This is a genomic window from Mycobacterium sp. 1482292.6 (assembly GCF_001672995.1).
GTDB lineage: Bacteria > Actinomycetota > Actinomycetes > Mycobacteriales > Mycobacteriaceae > Mycobacterium > Mycobacterium europaeum_A.
In genome coordinates, this window is the sequence record NZ_LZKV01000202.1 from 1 (window position 1) to 14,718 (window position 14,718).

Annotated in this window: 14 protein-coding genes; 8 read left to right on the forward strand and 6 right to left on the reverse strand. The window is 67.4% G+C overall.

Features of this window, described 5'->3' with window-relative positions; translation table 11 throughout:
• The first annotated feature begins 94 nt into the window (after positions 1 to 94).
• Positions 95 to 565, forward strand: a complete 471-nt coding sequence (locus A5624_RS20090; protein ID WP_066869961.1) for an SRPBCC family protein — start codon at positions 95 to 97, stop codon at positions 563 to 565.
• On the opposite strand, the gene A5624_RS20095 is transcribed toward A5624_RS20090, so the two are convergent.
• Complete coding sequence (locus A5624_RS20095) at positions 566 to 1,126, reverse strand: pyridoxamine 5'-phosphate oxidase family protein (protein WP_066869964.1); 561 nt, start codon at positions 1,124 to 1,126, stop codon at positions 566 to 568. It lies immediately after the preceding gene.
• Positions 1,127 to 1,286: 160 nt separating this feature from the next.
• Between A5624_RS20095 and A5624_RS20100 the strand changes: the two genes are divergently transcribed.
• The 6 genes from A5624_RS20100 to A5624_RS20125 all read left to right on the forward strand — a co-directional run bounded on the left by A5624_RS20100 (position 1,287) and on the right by A5624_RS20125 (position 9,028).
• The gene (locus A5624_RS20100) at positions 1,287 to 1,901 is read left to right on the forward strand and encodes a TetR/AcrR family transcriptional regulator (RefSeq protein WP_066869968.1); all 615 of its coding nucleotides are present in this window, start codon (positions 1,287 to 1,289) and stop codon (positions 1,899 to 1,901) included.
• A gap of 67 nt (positions 1,902 to 1,968) precedes the next feature.
• Positions 1,969 to 2,463 carry a DUF417 family protein gene (locus A5624_RS20105; RefSeq protein WP_066869971.1) on the forward strand — a complete coding sequence of 165 codons (495 nt, stop codon included), beginning with the start codon at positions 1,969 to 1,971 and terminating at the stop codon, positions 2,461 to 2,463.
• Between the two features lie 158 nt (positions 2,464 to 2,621).
• On the forward strand, positions 2,622 to 4,421 hold the full coding sequence (locus tag A5624_RS20110; RefSeq protein WP_066869973.1) for an NAD(P)/FAD-dependent oxidoreductase: 1,800 nt from the start codon (positions 2,622 to 2,624) through the stop codon (positions 4,419 to 4,421).
• The gene (locus A5624_RS20115; protein WP_066869976.1) at positions 4,418 to 5,983 is read left to right on the forward strand and encodes an NAD(P)/FAD-dependent oxidoreductase; all 1,566 of its coding nucleotides are present in this window, start codon (positions 4,418 to 4,420) and stop codon (positions 5,981 to 5,983) included. Before A5624_RS20110 ends, A5624_RS20115 begins: the two co-directional genes overlap by 4 nt.
• A 168-nt stretch (positions 5,984 to 6,151) precedes the next feature.
• Positions 6,152 to 7,234 carry a sulfate ABC transporter substrate-binding protein gene (locus A5624_RS20120; RefSeq protein WP_369827504.1) on the forward strand — a complete coding sequence of 361 codons (1,083 nt, stop codon included), beginning with the start codon at positions 6,152 to 6,154 and terminating at the stop codon, positions 7,232 to 7,234.
• Positions 7,235 to 7,258: 24 nt separating this feature from the next.
• Entirely contained in the window at positions 7,259 to 9,028 is a 1,770-nt protein-coding gene (locus tag A5624_RS20125) for a SulP family inorganic anion transporter (RefSeq protein ID WP_232002295.1), read from the forward strand.
• Here the strand turns inward: A5624_RS20125 and A5624_RS20130 are convergent.
• The 5 genes from A5624_RS20130 to A5624_RS20150 all read right to left on the reverse strand — a co-directional run bounded on the left by A5624_RS20130 (position 9,025) and on the right by A5624_RS20150 (position 13,714).
• Complete coding sequence (locus A5624_RS20130) at positions 9,025 to 9,861, reverse strand: SDR family oxidoreductase (RefSeq protein ID WP_082972282.1); 837 nt, start codon at positions 9,859 to 9,861, stop codon at positions 9,025 to 9,027. The two genes, A5624_RS20125 and A5624_RS20130, sit on opposite strands and share 4 nt — an antisense overlap.
• 28 nt (positions 9,862 to 9,889) lie before the next feature.
• A complete protein-coding gene (locus A5624_RS20135; protein ID WP_066869990.1) occupies positions 9,890 to 11,194 on the reverse strand; it encodes a sodium:proton exchanger in 1,305 nt (434 codons plus the stop codon).
• A 244-nt stretch (positions 11,195 to 11,438) separates the two neighbouring features.
• A complete protein-coding gene (locus tag A5624_RS20140) occupies positions 11,439 to 12,260 on the reverse strand; it encodes an SDR family NAD(P)-dependent oxidoreductase (RefSeq protein ID WP_066869994.1) in 822 nt (273 codons plus the stop codon).
• Positions 12,261 to 12,674, reverse strand: coding sequence for a nuclear transport factor 2 family protein (locus tag A5624_RS20145; RefSeq protein WP_066869997.1), 414 nt, complete (start codon positions 12,672 to 12,674; stop codon positions 12,261 to 12,263).
• Positions 12,671 to 13,714 carry a zinc-binding dehydrogenase gene (locus A5624_RS20150; protein WP_066870000.1) on the reverse strand — a complete coding sequence of 348 codons (1,044 nt, stop codon included), beginning with the start codon at positions 13,712 to 13,714 and terminating at the stop codon, positions 12,671 to 12,673. Before A5624_RS20150 ends, A5624_RS20145 begins: the two co-directional genes overlap by 4 nt.
• Positions 13,715 to 13,838: 124 nt before the next feature.
• Between A5624_RS20150 and A5624_RS20155 the strand changes: the two genes are divergently transcribed.
• Positions 13,839 to 14,714, forward strand: a complete 876-nt coding sequence (locus A5624_RS20155) for an IclR family transcriptional regulator (RefSeq protein WP_066870003.1) — start codon at positions 13,839 to 13,841, stop codon at positions 14,712 to 14,714.
• Positions 14,715 to 14,718 lie beyond the last annotated feature (4 nt).

A 14,718-nucleotide genomic window follows, 5' to 3' on the forward strand; every position in this document is an offset into this window, starting at 1 on the left:
TCCCGGCGGCCGATCCCACCTGCGCCAATAGCCCGCCGGGCCGTGCAGGCAGAATGGAGGGGTCAAGACCTGCCGGGTAGCGGAAGGAGACGTCATGACCGTCACTGTCGTCGACCGGGGTCCCCGCCAGGTGAGCCGCAGGGTCGACGTTGCCGCCCCGGCCGCGGAACTGTACGCCTTGGTCGCCGATCCCCGTCGGCACCACGAACTGGACGGATCGGGCACCGTCCGCGACAACATCACCGTGCCACCGCAACTCGTTGCGGGCTCGAAGTTTTCGACGCACATGAAGATGTTCGGCATTCCCTACCGCATCACGAGCACCATCACCGCGTTGATGCCGAACGAACTGGTCGAATGGCGCCATCCGCTGGGTCACCGCTGGCGGTGGGAGTTCGAGGCGGTGTCGCCGACCCAGACCACGGTCACCGAGACCTTCGACTACCGCGACGCCGGTGCGCTCAAGAACAAGCTGAAGTACTACGAGCGGATGGGTTTCGCCAAGGCGAACGCCTCGGGCATCGAAGCGACGCTGAGCAAACTGCGTGACCGTTACGCCGGGTGATCAGCGGGCCGCCGGATCGGCTGCGTCCCAGGGCATCACACCCGACACCCAGTGGCTGAGTTCCTTGGCCTGGTCGTTGCGGCGCAGATGCCGCGGCGGCGTCGCAAAGGTGGAGTACGGCCGGCAGCGAATGACCACCCGATTCTCGCGTTCACACATCTCCCGGATGTGCGGACGCGCCTCGTCGCCCAGTGGTTGACCCGACATCCGACCGCCGACCGCCATCATCACGTCGACCGCCAGATCCCGGTCCTGGTCGAGGGTCGCGTCGGCATAGACCTGCAAATAGGCGAAGGGCCACCGCTCGTCGAGCACGCACAGGCTGACCTTGCCGTCACGTTCGACGATGCGGGCCTTTCCGCGACCGGCCATGGTGGAGACGAGCAATTCGTCGGTATCGGTGGGGATGTAGTACACGATCGACATGCCCGGGCCGTCGTTGCGACGACGGTAGCCGAAGACACAGGTGCGATGCGTGCGGACGAACTCGCGTCGCTCGGAGGGCAGCATGTCACGGTCGGTGGGCGCGGTGAAGGGTTCTGCCGCCAGGGGGAGGAGCATCGCGAGTATTCCTTGCTGTCAAGGCGCTTGAATCATGGGCGTAATTATGGATACAGTGTCTCCATAATACGTCGGGCTGTCAACGGTCAGGAGAGCCACCTTGCGTGATGTGGACGACACCGACCGGCCACGCCGTTCTCGCGGTCGCCCGGCGCTACCGATGGAGCGCATCCTGGGCGCCGCCGTCGAGCTCGTCGACGAGCAGGGTCCCGAGGCGTTGTCGATGCGGTCGCTGTCGCAGCGCCTGGAATCGGGCACCGCCACGTTGTACCGCCACTTCTCCAACCGGTCCGAATTGGTGTCACTGGTGATCGACCAAATTCTCGGCGAGGTCGATTTCGCCCCGGACGAGCTCGCCGCGATGCCGTGGCAGCAGGCGTGTATCTCGTTCGCGCAGCACATGTTTGATGCGCTGAGCCGGCATGGCAATATCGCGCCCCTGTTGGTCGAGTACACCCCGATCGGGCCGAACGCGTTGGCAAATCGCGAGCGGTGCCTGGCCGTTCTCCTCGGCAACGGTTTTTCACCGGCGGTCGCCGCCCACGCGTATGCGACGCTGGCGCGCTATGTCCTGGGCTTTGCGCTACAACTTGCGGGCGCGACGGCCGACGGTGCTCAGCGGGACGCCGAACTCTCGGCGGCGTTTCACCGGCTCGATCCGTCCCGCTTTCCCGCGACGGTGACCGTCGCCGACGACCTGCCCGTCCCCTTGGCCGACGAGTTTGCGTTCGGGTTGCGGCTCATCGTCGCCGGGCTCGAGCGGTTGCCGAAGTGAACGCAACCGTGCCCTGAACCGTGTGTTGGGGGAACGCCCTCGCATTGAGCCGAAAGGACTTCGCCCGATGATCGACCAAACCTTCGCGCCGGCCGCGGCGCCGGCATTGACCCGGTGGGGCCAACTCGTCAGCCGGTACGGCCTGGTGCTTGTTTTGGTGTGGATCGGCTTCGGCAAGTACGTGAAGATGGAGGCCCGGGTGCTGATTCAGCACAGCCCGCTGATGAGCTGGGTCTATGACGTATTCAGCGTCACCTTCGTCGCGTATGCCCTCGGCACGATGGAAATCGTTGCCGCCCTGCTCATTGCGGTGCAACCGCTATGGCCGCGGGTTTCGGCTGCCGGCAGCGCCCTGGCGGTGGTGCTGTTCTTGGGCACGTTGAGTTTCCTCTTCACCACGCCGGGCGTGGTCATGACGTACGCCCACGGCGTTCCGGTGCTCTCGGCGCTGCCCGGCCAGTTTCTGCTCAAGGATCTGGTCTTGATCGGGGTGGCGCTGTGGACGCTGGGCGACTCACTGGCGGCGGCAATCGCCGCGGGCAAGGAGCGCGGCCCTCGGTAGCACCGCGGCTGCCCGCTCGTCGGCGGCTGGAGCCGCCCCAGTCATTGTGTCGCGCAACGCCTTAAGGCCAGGGCCCGTCGGCCGGTTGCCGCGGCGCGCCCTTGATATGACGAAGCGATCGATTATAGGGTCGAGGCCACGGAGAGGAACCCCAGGCCGTGACCGAAACCGTTCGCCAGGCGCTAGACGTCGACGCGCTGCGGCGCAAGTACGCCGAAGAGCGTGCGCGCCGGTTACGCGCGGATGGCATCGCGCAGTACGTCGAGATGGCCGGTCCGTTCGCCCGATTTGCCGAAGACCCCTGGGTGAACGACGACTTCGTCCGTGAACCGCTCGCCGACGAGGTCGACGTCGCCATCATCGGCGCGGGATTCGGCGGGCTGTTGACCGGCGTTCGGCTACGCCAGCTCGGCGTCGAAAGCGTGCGGCTCATCGACAGGGCGGCCGACGTGGGCGGCACCTGGTACTGGAACCGCTATCCCGGAATCGCTTGCGACGTCGAGTCATACGTGTACATGCCGCTGCTCGAGGAGCTCGGCTACACGCCGACCGAAAAATACGCCAAGGGCCCCGAGATCTTCGCCCATTGCCGCCGCATCGCCGAACACTACGACCTTTACCGCGACGCCTGCCTACGTACCGACGTGCGGGAAATCCGTTGGGACGCAGCACGAGCGCGCTGGATCATCCGCACCGACCGCGGCGACGAGATGCGGGCCAGGTTCGTCTCCATGGCCAACGGGTATCAGGCCAAGCCCAAGTTGCCGGGCATCGAAGGACTGGGCGCCTTCGGCGGTCATGCGTTCCACACCAGTCGATGGGACTACGCCTACACCGGGGACCGACTGCAGCATCTGGCCGACAAGCGCGTCGGCATCATCGGAACCGGCGCCACCGCGATCCAGTGCATACCGCACCTCGGCGCGGTCGCCCGCCGGCTCTACGTCTTTCAGCGCACCCCGTCCTCGGTAGATGTCCGCGCCAATCGCGCGACCGATCCCCAGTGGGCCAACGCATTACGGCCCGGCTGGCAGCACGAGCGGATACAGAACTTCCAAATCCTCACCGCCGGAGGACAAGCCGACCAGGATATGGTCGCCGATGCCTGGACGAGCATCACCCGTAAGCTGCCCGTCATGCGTCACGACGGGGACGGCCTCGCCGATCCCGGACAACGCGGCCGCGACATCGAGCTGGCCGACTTCGCCAAGATGGACGAGATCCGGGCGCGCGTCGATGCGATCGTGACCGATCCTGCGACCGCCGAAGCGCTCAAACCGTGGTACGGCTACTTCTGCAAAAGGCCCTGCTTTCACGATGAGTATCTGCAGACCTTCAACCGGGACAACGTCACCCTGGTGGACACCCGGGGTCGCGGCGTGCAGCGCATCACCGAGACCGGCGTGGTGGTCGACGGTGTCGCCTACGAACTCGACTGTCTTATCTTCGCAACGGGTTTCGAGGTCGGCACCGACTATTGCCGCCGCACCGGGTTCGAGCTGATCGGCCGTGACGGCGTGACACTGACCGAGCACTGGGCCGACGGCGTGCGGACCTTCCAGGGCCTGTGCACGACCGGCTTCCCGAACTGCTTCATCGAAAGCATCGCCCAGGCCGGTCTGACGGTGAACTTCCCGTACCTGCTCGACGTGCAGGCCGGCCACGTCGCGTGGATCATTGCCACCGCGCTCGCCGAGGGGATCACCGAAATCGAGGCCGCGCCATCCGCCGAGGCCGCCTGGGTCGACACCGTGGTGTCCCGGTCGGTCGCCAGTGCCGAGCGGGCCAAGGTGTGCACGCCCGGCTACTACAACCGGGAGGGCAAGGCCGACGCCAAGACTCGGCAGGGCAGCTTCTTCTTCGGCGGACCCACCGAGTACGCCGACATCCTGCAGCGGTGGCGCGCCGACGGTGGCCTGGACGGAATGCTGACCCGCCGCGCGGGGGACCGGCCGTGACGAGCCGAAAAGCGCGCTCCCTCTACGCTATTGGGCGACTGCGCGCGGCGACCCGGCGCCGCCGTGGACCGAAGGTGGTGATCATCGGAGCGGGCTTCGGCGGCCTGGGCGCCGCCGTCGCGCTGCGCCGCGCGGGCATCGATGACCTGGTGATCGTCGAGGCGGCCGACGGCGTCGGCGGCACCTGGCGACGCAACACCTATCCCGGGGCCGCCTGCGACATCCAAAGCCACCTGTACTCGTTCTCCTTCGCCCCCAACGCGTCCTGGAGCCGCACCTACGCGCGCCAGCCCGAGATACTGGCCTACCTCGAATCGGTGGCCGACGATTTCGACCTGCGCCGCCAGCTCATGCTCGACACCACGGTGCGCTCCCTGCACTGGCACCCGCACACCGGCGGGTGGGATTGCCGGCTGGAGCGCGGCGGGCGCTCGACCACACTGACCGCCGACGTCGTCGTGTGCGCGATTGGGTTATTCGGTTCTGCCAACCGCCCTGACATCGACGGCCTGGGCGACTTCACCGGCCCGGTGCTGCACACCGCGCAGTGGGACCACGACCTCGATCTGGCCGGCCGCCGCGTCGCGGTGATCGGCACCGGCGCCAGCGGGGTGCAGGTCGTCCCCGAACTCGCCAAGACCGCCGGGCGCGTCACGGTCTTCCAGCGCACCCCACCGTGGATGGTGCCCAAGGACGACCGACCTTACAGCGCAACCGAATTGGCCCGCTTCCGGCGCAGCCCGCTCGCGCTGCGCCGCACCCGCTGGCAGATCTGGAAGTTCCAGCACGACAACACCGCGACTTTCGCCGAGGACCCCGTGGTGACCGCGCGCGCCCAGATCGCGACGTCGTTTCTCGAGCGCACCGTCGATGACGAGCCGCTGCGCCGGGCGCTGACTCCGGACTATCCGTTCCGCTGTAAACGGGTGTTGCTGGGCGACGACTATTACCGGGCGTTGCAGCGCGACAACGTCGAGCTGGTCACCGACCCCATCGCCCGCGTCGGCCCAGCATCGGTGACGACGGCGACGGGTGGGGAAGTGGGCGTCGACGCCATTGTGCTGGCGACCGGCTTCGAGACCTCCCGCTACCTCTGCGGCATCGACGTCGTGGGCGCCGGCGGCCGTCGGCTGCACGAACACTGGGGCGACGACCCATCCGCCTACCTGGGGGTCGCGGTCAGCGGATTCCCCAACTTCTTCATGCTCTACGGCCCCAACACCAACCAGGGCGGCAACTCCATCGTCTACATCCTCGAAGCCGGGGCGCGGCTGGTCGCCAGCGCGGTGAGCCGCCTGGCGCGCCGCGGCGGATATCTCGACGTGCGCCCGGAGGCCGAAAAGCGGTACAACGACACACTTTCCGCGGACCTGGAGCGCACCATCTGGACGCGGTGCGACAGCTACTTCCGGTCGCCGACCGGGCGCATCGTCACCCAATGGCCGTACACCGAGCTGGACTACGCCCGCCGGACGTGGCGGCTGCGGCCAGGGGAGTGGATCCATGGCCGGGTTGGCGACGATGCCGGTGTATCCAGCGTCGGGGTCGGCGCGCGGGGCTAACCGCCCGGGCCCATGCGGTGCCGCGTAATGACCCAAACACGGTGGGCGTATTTATCTTCAGGCTGATTCTCAAGGCTGCCGCCCGGTGGCCCGATCGTTAACATTCTTAAAAAAGTTCGGTGCCACACGGGGCTGTTTGGCACATCATCATGGTCGGTGGTGGAAGGTGTGGTTGACGTGGTGAAGCTGCTGCCACCCGATACGGCCCGCCGGCCGCTGCGGCTTCCCTGGCTGAGCCTCCTGGGCGTTCTCGCCATCGTCGTCGCCACGACCGCGATCGTGCTGAAGAACCTCCCTGCGGGTGGTTCGAACGAGATCCTCAACGTGTCCTACGACCCGACGCGCGAATTGTATGCGGCGCTGGACAAGCGATTCGTCGCGGACTACCACGCGCACAACGGAACAACGCTGAGCATCAAGGAGTCTCACGGCGGCTCGGGGCGTCAGCTTCGCAGCGTGCTCGATGGCAGTCAAAAAGCCAGCGTGGTGTCCCTGGCGTTGATCAGCGACATCGACACGCTCAGCAAGCGGGGCCTGATCGCCGGCAACTGGCAACAGCGGCTACCGAATGCCTCGGTGCCCTACACGTCGACCGTCGTCTTCGTCGTCCGCAAGGGCAATCCCAAGGGGATCCACGACTGGCCCGACCTGATCAATCCCGAGGTGGCCGTGGTGTCCCCGAATCCGCGGACGTCCGGCAACGGTCAACTGAGCGTGTTGGCGGCCTGGGGTGCGGTCACCACCCGCGGTGGCACCCCGGCGCAGGCGACCGCATACGTGAAGTCGCTACTGCAACACGTCGCGGTTTCCGACGCCGGTGCCCGCAGCGCCGGAGACAGCTTCGCGCTGGCCAAGATCGGCGATGTCCAGCTGACGTGGGAGAACGAGGCGCTGCGCGAGGTGGCGGCGAACAAGGACGAGCTGGAGCTCGTCTATCCGCCGGTCAGCATCCTCGCTCAGCCCGCGGTGGCCTGGGTCGACGCGAACGTGACCGATCCCGCGACGGCGGCCCACGCGAAGGCGTACCTCGAATACCTGTTCACCGACGCCGCTCAGGAACTGGTGGCGCAGTACGGATACCGGCCCTTCAAGCCGGCGATCCTGGCCAAGCATGCCGACCGGCTGCGCCCGCTGACCCTGTTCCCGGTCAGCGCCATCGCCAAGGACTGGAGCGACGCCCGGGAACAGTTCTTCGGCACCAACGGAATCCTGGACACGATCTCGGCGCCCGCCGCGGCGTGGGGTGCTTAGCGGAAAGACGTCGACATCGTGGGTGTGCGTGTGAATTACGACCTGGTGAAGGGTCGGCATGATGTGATCGCCGGGCTGACCGTCGCCGCCATATCGTTTCCCCAGGCGATGGCCTACGCCCTGATCGCCGGGGTGGACCCGAGATTCGGCGTGTACTCGGCGATCGTCGTGACCATCGTCGCCTCGATCTTCGGGTCGTCCTCGCATTTGATCAACGGGCCGACGAGCGCCATCTCGCTGCTGGTGTTCACGGCGCTGGCCTTCATCGACTCGGAGAACTCCAAGGAGCTCTTCGAGGCGCTTTTCCTGCTGGCCGTGTTGGTGGGCGCGTTCCAGATCGTGATCAGCCTGTTCAAGCTCGGCAACCTCACCCGCTACATTTCCGAGTCGGTCATCATCGGCTTCATGGCGGCCGCGGCGTTCCTGCTCGCCATCGGACAGCTGGGCAACGCGCTGGGCGTGCGCGACAAGGGCAACGGCCACATGCAGGTCTTGCGCCGCGTCTGGCTCACGCTCACCCACGGCGATCACATCAATTACCGCGCACTCACTTTGAGCGCGTCGGCGGTGGTGCTGGCCGTCGTCCTGCGCAAGCTGGTGCAACGCTACGGCTGGCCGCAGGTCGACATGCTCGCGGTGCTCGTCATCACCGCGCTGATCGCCTACCTCGCCGGGTGGTCGACGCCGGGCGCGGGCGGCCATACCGCGGTGTCGGTGGCCGCCAAGATCCCGCGCAGCCTGCCCGGGCTGCATGTCCCCGACGTCCACACGGAGTGGCTGCCGCATCTGTCGACCGGCGCGCTGGCCATCGCCTTCGTCGGCATCATCGAGGCGCTGTCAATCGCCAAAGCCATTGCCTACCAGACACAACAGAAGATCGACTACAACCGTCAGATCATGGCCGAAGGCCTGGCCAACCTGACCGGCGGCTTCTTCCAAAGCCTGCCCGGTTCCGGCTCGCTGTCGAGGTCGGCGATCAACTTCCAGTCCGGCGCCGCGACGAGATTCTCCGGAATCGTCTCGGCCGCAACGGTTGCCGCGGCACTGCTGCTGTTCGCCCCGCTGCTGCGCTACGTTCCGCAGCCGGCGCTGGCCGGGCTGTTGCTGGTGACCGCCGCCCGCCTGGTCGATTTCAAGCGCCTGATCTACACGCTCAAGGCGTCCCGCTATGACGCCGGGCTGGTGATCGTCACGGCCTTCACCGGTATCGCCGTCGACCTCGACAAGTCGGTGCTGCTCGGGGTGATCCTGTCGATCCTGCTGTTCGTACCGCGGGCGGCCAAGCTGAAGTCCAAGGAACTCGTCGTCACACCCGAACGCGTTGTCCGCGAGCGCATTCCGGGCGACTCGCCGGATCCCTCGATCGTCATCTACGACCTCGAAGGCGAGTTGTTCTTCGGGGCGGCACCCGAACTCGACCGCTACCTGTCGGCGATCAATCAGCGAATCACCGACGGCGGCATCGCGTTCGTGGTCCTGCGGCTCAAGCGGGTGCGCCACCCGGACGTGGTCTGCATCGAGCGCATCGAGCACTTCCTGCGTGAGGTGACCGAGCGCGGCGTCACCGTCCTACTGGCCGGGGTGCGCGACGATACGCTCGGCGTCTTGAACAACGTGGGCTTCAAGAGCTGGTTCCCGGCCGAGCAGGTCTTCCCCGAAGAAGACGAGGAATTCTCGGCCACCCTCAAGGCGGTGCGCTACGCCCACAACAGGCTGGCGGAACTGAAGGTCAAGGAGCCCTTCACCAGCGCGCCCGAACTCGCCCCGCACTCCGAGCTGTACTACCTCGTCTAGCCGCCGGCGGTCACCCGGGCCCGTTCGGTCATCGAGGCGATGACCCCGCCGTCGTTGAGGATGTCGGTGCCGGTGAGGTATCCGGCCTTGTCGCTGGCGCAGAAGGCGAGGAGCTCGGCCATCTCCTCCGGCTTACCCCACCGCGGGACCGCGGCGTTGGCGACCATCGCGCCGGCGCCGGCCTGCTCCTCGAGCCTGCCCATCTCGGTGTCGATGGAACCCGGCGACACCGACACGATGCGCAGTCCGCGGGCGTTGAAGCGCTCCGCCTGCGACTGGCTGTACCACTTCACGAAGCTCTTGCTGATGGCGTATGCCAGACCCGATCGCGCGTCTTCGGGGGCGATCTCGCATGCCGCGAGCATGGCGGCCATAAAGGCGTCCAGGTCATCCAGCGCCCGCGGAAATTGGTCTGCCGGAACGATTTCCGCGGGCAACATGTGCGCCGCCATCGATGCCACGTTGACGATCACGGCGCCCTCGTCGGCGACCGAGAAGAACTCCTCGTTCACGTTGACGGTGCCGACGGCGTTGGTGCGCATGACGTAGTCGGCGGCGCCCATGCTGGGGCTGACCCCCGCGGTATGGATGACGGAGACCACCGGACCCAGACCCCCGGCGGTCTTGAGCAGATCCGCGACCGCCTGCCGGTCGGTGACATCGCAATCGACCACCGTGGGGGTGATCCCGATGTCCTGCAGCGTCGCGGCCGCGGCCGCGAGCCGGTCCTGCCTGACGTCACACAGCACCAGGGTGTGGTCGCGCCCGACGATTTTCGCCGTGGCCTGCCCCATCCCACCCGCGCCGCCTGTGATCACCGACACTCGATTCATACCTGGACCGTATACGCCGGGCGGCGGGCTAGTGCGGGCGGACGGAACCGTCGGCTTCGAGGTGGGGGTGACCGCTGTGCCGGATGGCCGTGCCGAAGAACGGCGCTGTGAGCGTGCCGGCCACGTGGCGGCGATTGATGATCAACGCCGCGATGGCCACCGCGGCGTAGACACCGCAGAGCAGTAGCCGTCCCTGCGTCGAGAAGATCGGGAACTGGACGACGAACAGGCCGAGCAGTGTGCACGCGGCGGCCCGGTTGAACCGCAGCGCCAAGATCAGCGCCACGCCCATCATCGTCTGGGTCGCGGTCAGCAGCACCTCCTCCACCTGGCGGGGGTCGAGTTGCAGGGACAACCCGCCGCCGCCCAGCAGATGGGCGATCGGCAACGACCCGATAAGCAGGGTCCACTGGTTGACCTTGGAGGAGATCAGCGTGGCGATGGCCGCCGTGCCCTTGCCGCGGGTGGCGAAGATGATCGCGATGATGAATTCCGGCGCTTCGGAGGCCAGCGGCGCCAGCCACTGCACCAGCAGGAAGCGGTTGATGCCGAGTTCGGTGCCGGCGGCAACAAGATTGTCGGCAAAGGGCTTGGCGCACAGCAGGATCACCCCACCCGACACCAGGAAGAGGCCGACCACGGCGGCGCGTCGACGACCGTCGGGCAGGTCCCCCAGAGCGGCCGCGGTGCCGATCAGATCGGGCTCTTCGACGCTGCCGTGGCTGATCTTGTACAGGTAGAAGCCGAACCAGGCCAGCAACGCCAGCCCCAACCCGAGATGGATCTGGCCGCTCGCCGGGATGACGAACGCGATGACGCCGGCGATTAACAGGAAGCCGAGTTCGACGCGGTTTGCTGGTTCCAGCGTCAACCCGGTGCGCTTGTCCGAACCGGACTTGCGGGCGACCAGGATGCTGACCAGCACCACGACGGGCCAACCCAGCCCCATCAACAACCGGTTGGACCCGGTCATGTTGGCCGCGGCGTATTGCGTGTAATCCGCGTTGTGGCCGGACACGAAGGCGTAGTAGAGGTCGACGGCGTATTCGGGCAGTACCGCGATCAAGGCGAGCAGCGCCGTCGCGAGCCCACCGGAGACGTCGACCTGGGCCGCCTCGGCCGCCCACGCCAGCAAGAAGCTGGCCGCCACCACCGCGGCTCCGAAGATCAGCAGGGCCAGCACGGCGCCGGTGTGCAAGCCGGTCACGCGGACGACCACCGCCGGGGCGACGAACGCGCCGGTGATCAGTCCGGAACGGGTCAGGGTGCGGCGCCGCCAGCCGGCCGTCGGCGAGACGGTGGCTGCGGGCCTGTCGGTGGCGAGCATCGTCATCCTTCGCACTGGCGATCGGGTGGCTTACGTCGACGCGGTGGCCGTGGTGAACCGGTGAACCGGTTACCCAACGTACCCGCGGCGGGCGGGCTCAGCAACGCAGTGGGTCAGCGAAAGTGGCGCCGCGCCCAAGCCCGTATTTGCTGTACAGGGCAGTGCAGAAGCAAAAGTTAGGCTGCCCTGATTTCGAACTTTGGCAAACCTCGCGGACGGCGGTGCGCCGCGCAGCGAACAGCCGGGCCGCTCATCGGGCGTCCGGACCCATCGCGGCGGCGGCCGCCTGCGCGAAGAGCTCAACGGCCTGATTGCGGCTCAGCGACGCCAGCAGCTGCGCGGCGGCACGCATGGTGTCGCCCACCATCAGGGTCGGGCCGTTGCCCAGGTTCTCGAACGCCTCGGCGATGACGTCGGACACGGCCGCTGCGTCCGAGGGCGCCTCGTCGGGGGAGCCGATCTGGCCGCGGCTGTATTCGAGCGCGCGCAATGCCGGGGTGTTGGTCTTGCCCAGGATCAGGCCCAGGACGTCGACGCCCTTGTCGTGCAGCTCGGTCCACAGCGCCTCGGCGAAGACCATGTCGAAGGCCTTGGAGGCGCCGTAGGCGACCATGTTGGGTCCGCCGGCCAGCCCCGCACCGGAACCGAAGATGACGATGCCGCCGCTGCCCCGCGCCACCATCGCGGGCGCGAAATGGTGACACAGCTGCATGGGCACCATGCAGTTGCGTTGCACCATCGATTCGGCGGCTTCGATCGAATTGGCAAGGAAGGGCTGGAAATTCGGGTCCGCGCCCGCGCAATACACCAGCATCCCGATCTCCAGGTCAGCGGTTGCCTCGGCGATCGCCGTCGCCGCTGCGGGCCGCGCCAGATCGATTGCGACGGTGCGGGTTTGCGCCGATGTCTTGGCTTCGATCTCGGCCGCGACCCGGTCGAGAACGGCTTGCCGGCGGGCCAGCAGCACCACGTTGACACCGCGCTCGGCGAGCCCTTCGGCGAACGCCGCGCCCACCCCGTCGGACGCGCCGGCCACCAGCGCCCACGGCCCGTATTTCGTCGCGAACGTCATCTAGGCGCCCCCGACCGTGGTGATGCGAACCTGGGTGTAGCGGCGGCGGGCGATGCGCCATCCTGCCGGCGTGCGCACGATGTCGTCGTCGTAGAAACCGATCGCGTTGACGCCAGAGCTGTTGTCGCCGACCATGATCAGGCCGTCGATATAGGTGCGTGCGGTGGCGGTGTCGCCGTGCAGCGTGATGGCCTGGTTGGTCAGGCGGTGCAGCGTATGCCCCGCCAGGGCGTGCACCTGCTCCATGAAGTCGGCCACGGCATCCACGCCTCTCCAGGTGCCGATCTCGCCGTAGTCGAGTTGGCAGTCGTCGGTGAACACGGTGCGAAACAGCGGCCAGTCGCGGCGGTCGATCCCCGTCGCATAGCGCACCAGCAGTTCGGAGATGTCCTGCCGGTCATCGCGTTCGCTCACGGGATGTCTCCATTCGGATGCACGACGATCCGGGGCGGTCCCTCGGACCTGCGGGCCTGATCGAGCGCGTCGGGCACCTCGTCGAGCCCGATGATCCTGCCGACGCTCGGTAGCGGGTCCAATCGGCCCGTCGCGATCGCGTCGAGCGTGCCGTACCAGTCCTGCGGGTGCGGCCCGCCGCCGAACTGGATGGTCACGCCCTGACGGGTGGCGGTGGTGATGTCCAGGGTGTCGCCGGTGTACCAGCCGCCCGCACAGTAGATGCGGGTGCCCATCTCGGCGGATTCGACCAGTTGCTGAATCAGTCCGGACGCGCCCACGCATTCGAATACGACTGCCGGACCGGGCAATCCGCGTTGCGCCCGAACCTCGTTGAACGCCTCGAACGGCGATTTTTCGGCTGGATCGACCACGATGTGCGCGCCGAAGCGGTCGCGGGCCAGCCGGCGCCGGTCGGCTTGAAAGTCCGCGACGACGATGGGTTCCACGCCGCGGCCGGCCAGGGCGGCGACGGCCGAGAGCCCGATCGCTCCCGCGCCGATGACGAGCGGAATCTCGCCCTGCTGCAGCCGCGCCGACCGCACGTAGAACTCGCCCACGGCGAACGCGTCGGTCAATGCGACCGCATCGCTGGACACGTCGCCGGGCACGGGTTTGGCCGCCACTTCCGAAACCACAAGCAGCTCACCGAAACTGCCCTGCGCCTCGGGATGCTGACCGATGATGCGCATCCCACCGGCGCCGCCGTCGACCAGCCGGACCGGCATGGCCGCTACCCGCGTACCGAGGGCGAATTGGTCGGTGCAGCCGGGCCCGTGCCCGATGACCTCGCCGACGAATTCGTGGCCGAGCACGAGGTCGCGCTCGGTGTCGTACAGCGAGCGGCCGGTCGGATCGTCGATGGCAAGTTCGGGATGATCCATGAAGTGCACGTCGGATGCGCAGATCGCGGTGCTCAACGTGCGCAACAGCAACTCACCCGGTCCGGGCTCGGGATCCGGTGTCTCCCGGACCTGTAACCGGCCGTCGCGTAACACCACAGCGCGCAATGCGTTAACTTTCTCGAATAATCGATATAGAATCTCGAATGTTCGTACAACTTTAAGAACGCCGTCGCAAAGGAGTCAAGCGATTCGCGGGTCGACGTCAGCGCCGACCGCCCGGGTGCTCGATGTCGTCGAGCTGCTGGCGCGGTCTGCGGGCGCGCGGCTGCGCTTCTCCGACGTTGTCCGCGAACTCGATCTCACCCAGGCGACCGCGCACGCGATCCTGAAAACGTTGTGCGACCGCGGTTGGGCCAGTCGCGACCCGATCACGAAGACCTTCGCCCTCGGCCCGGCGCTGGCCGTGGTGGCGGCGCGCACGGACACGGCCCGCCCTCTCGCGCACGCGGCGCGGTCCGCGGCGCTGCGGCTCTCCCGCGAGGTCGGCTATGCCTGTTCGGTGGTCGAGAAGTTCGGTGATTCCCTGGTGGTCACCGCCTTTGAGGGTGAACCCGCCACGCAGCCGTCGGGGATACCGGGGGATCGGATTCCCTATGCGCCGCCGTTCGGTGTGGCGATGGCGGCCTGGGACACCGAGGAGGAGCAGCGCGCGTGGATCCGGCGTGGCGCGGGCGGCAATCCCGACCGCACCCAGCGCCTCCAGCAGGTGTTGGCGCACACTCGCGAGCGGGGTTTCGACGTCGACTGGACGACGCCGGCGCTCGCGCAGGCGGTGCAGGTGGTCGGCACGCTGGACAGCAGCGAGATGCCGACTCCGGTGCGCCACATCATGGACCAGCTGCTGGTCGAGTTCACCACCATCGGATTTCTTTCCGACGACAACCCGGGCCGCCGCAAGCAACCCGTGGTGACGATCGCCGCACCGGTTTTCGACGAGCGGGGCCGCGTCGCCCTGATGGTGGCCGTACACCCGCTGTGCGCGTTGAGCGCGCGACAGATCCGGGACATCGGGGAACAGCTGACCGACGAGACGACCGAGCTCAGCGCATCGCCACCGCGGGCGGGCGCGATCGAGGGGGCAGGTGGGGCGACTTAAGCTC

Bases quoted from the DNA above. Each gene is read 5' to 3' on its own strand.
- A5624_RS20100 (WP_066869968.1), top strand. From the start codon at position 1,287: ATGGAGCGCATCCTGGGCGCCGCCGTCGAGCTCGTCGACGAGCAGGGT.
- A5624_RS20135 (WP_066869990.1), bottom strand. From the start codon at position 11,194: ATGACGATGCTCGCCACCGACAGGCCCGCAGCCACCGTCTCGCCGACG.
- A5624_RS20140 (WP_066869994.1), bottom strand. From the start codon at position 12,260: ATGACGTTCGCGACGAAATACGGGCCGTGGGCGCTGGTGGCCGGCGCG.
- A5624_RS20130 (WP_082972282.1), bottom strand. From the start codon at position 9,861: ATGAATCGAGTGTCGGTGATCACAGGCGGCGCGGGTGGGATGGGGCAG.
- A5624_RS20090 (WP_066869961.1), top strand. From the start codon at position 95: ATGACCGTCACTGTCGTCGACCGGGGTCCCCGCCAGGTGAGCCGCAGG.
- A5624_RS20105 (WP_066869971.1), top strand. From the start codon at position 1,969: ATGATCGACCAAACCTTCGCGCCGGCCGCGGCGCCGGCATTGACCCGG.
- A5624_RS20095 (WP_066869964.1), bottom strand. From the start codon at position 1,126: ATGCTCCTCCCCCTGGCGGCAGAACCCTTCACCGCGCCCACCGACCGT.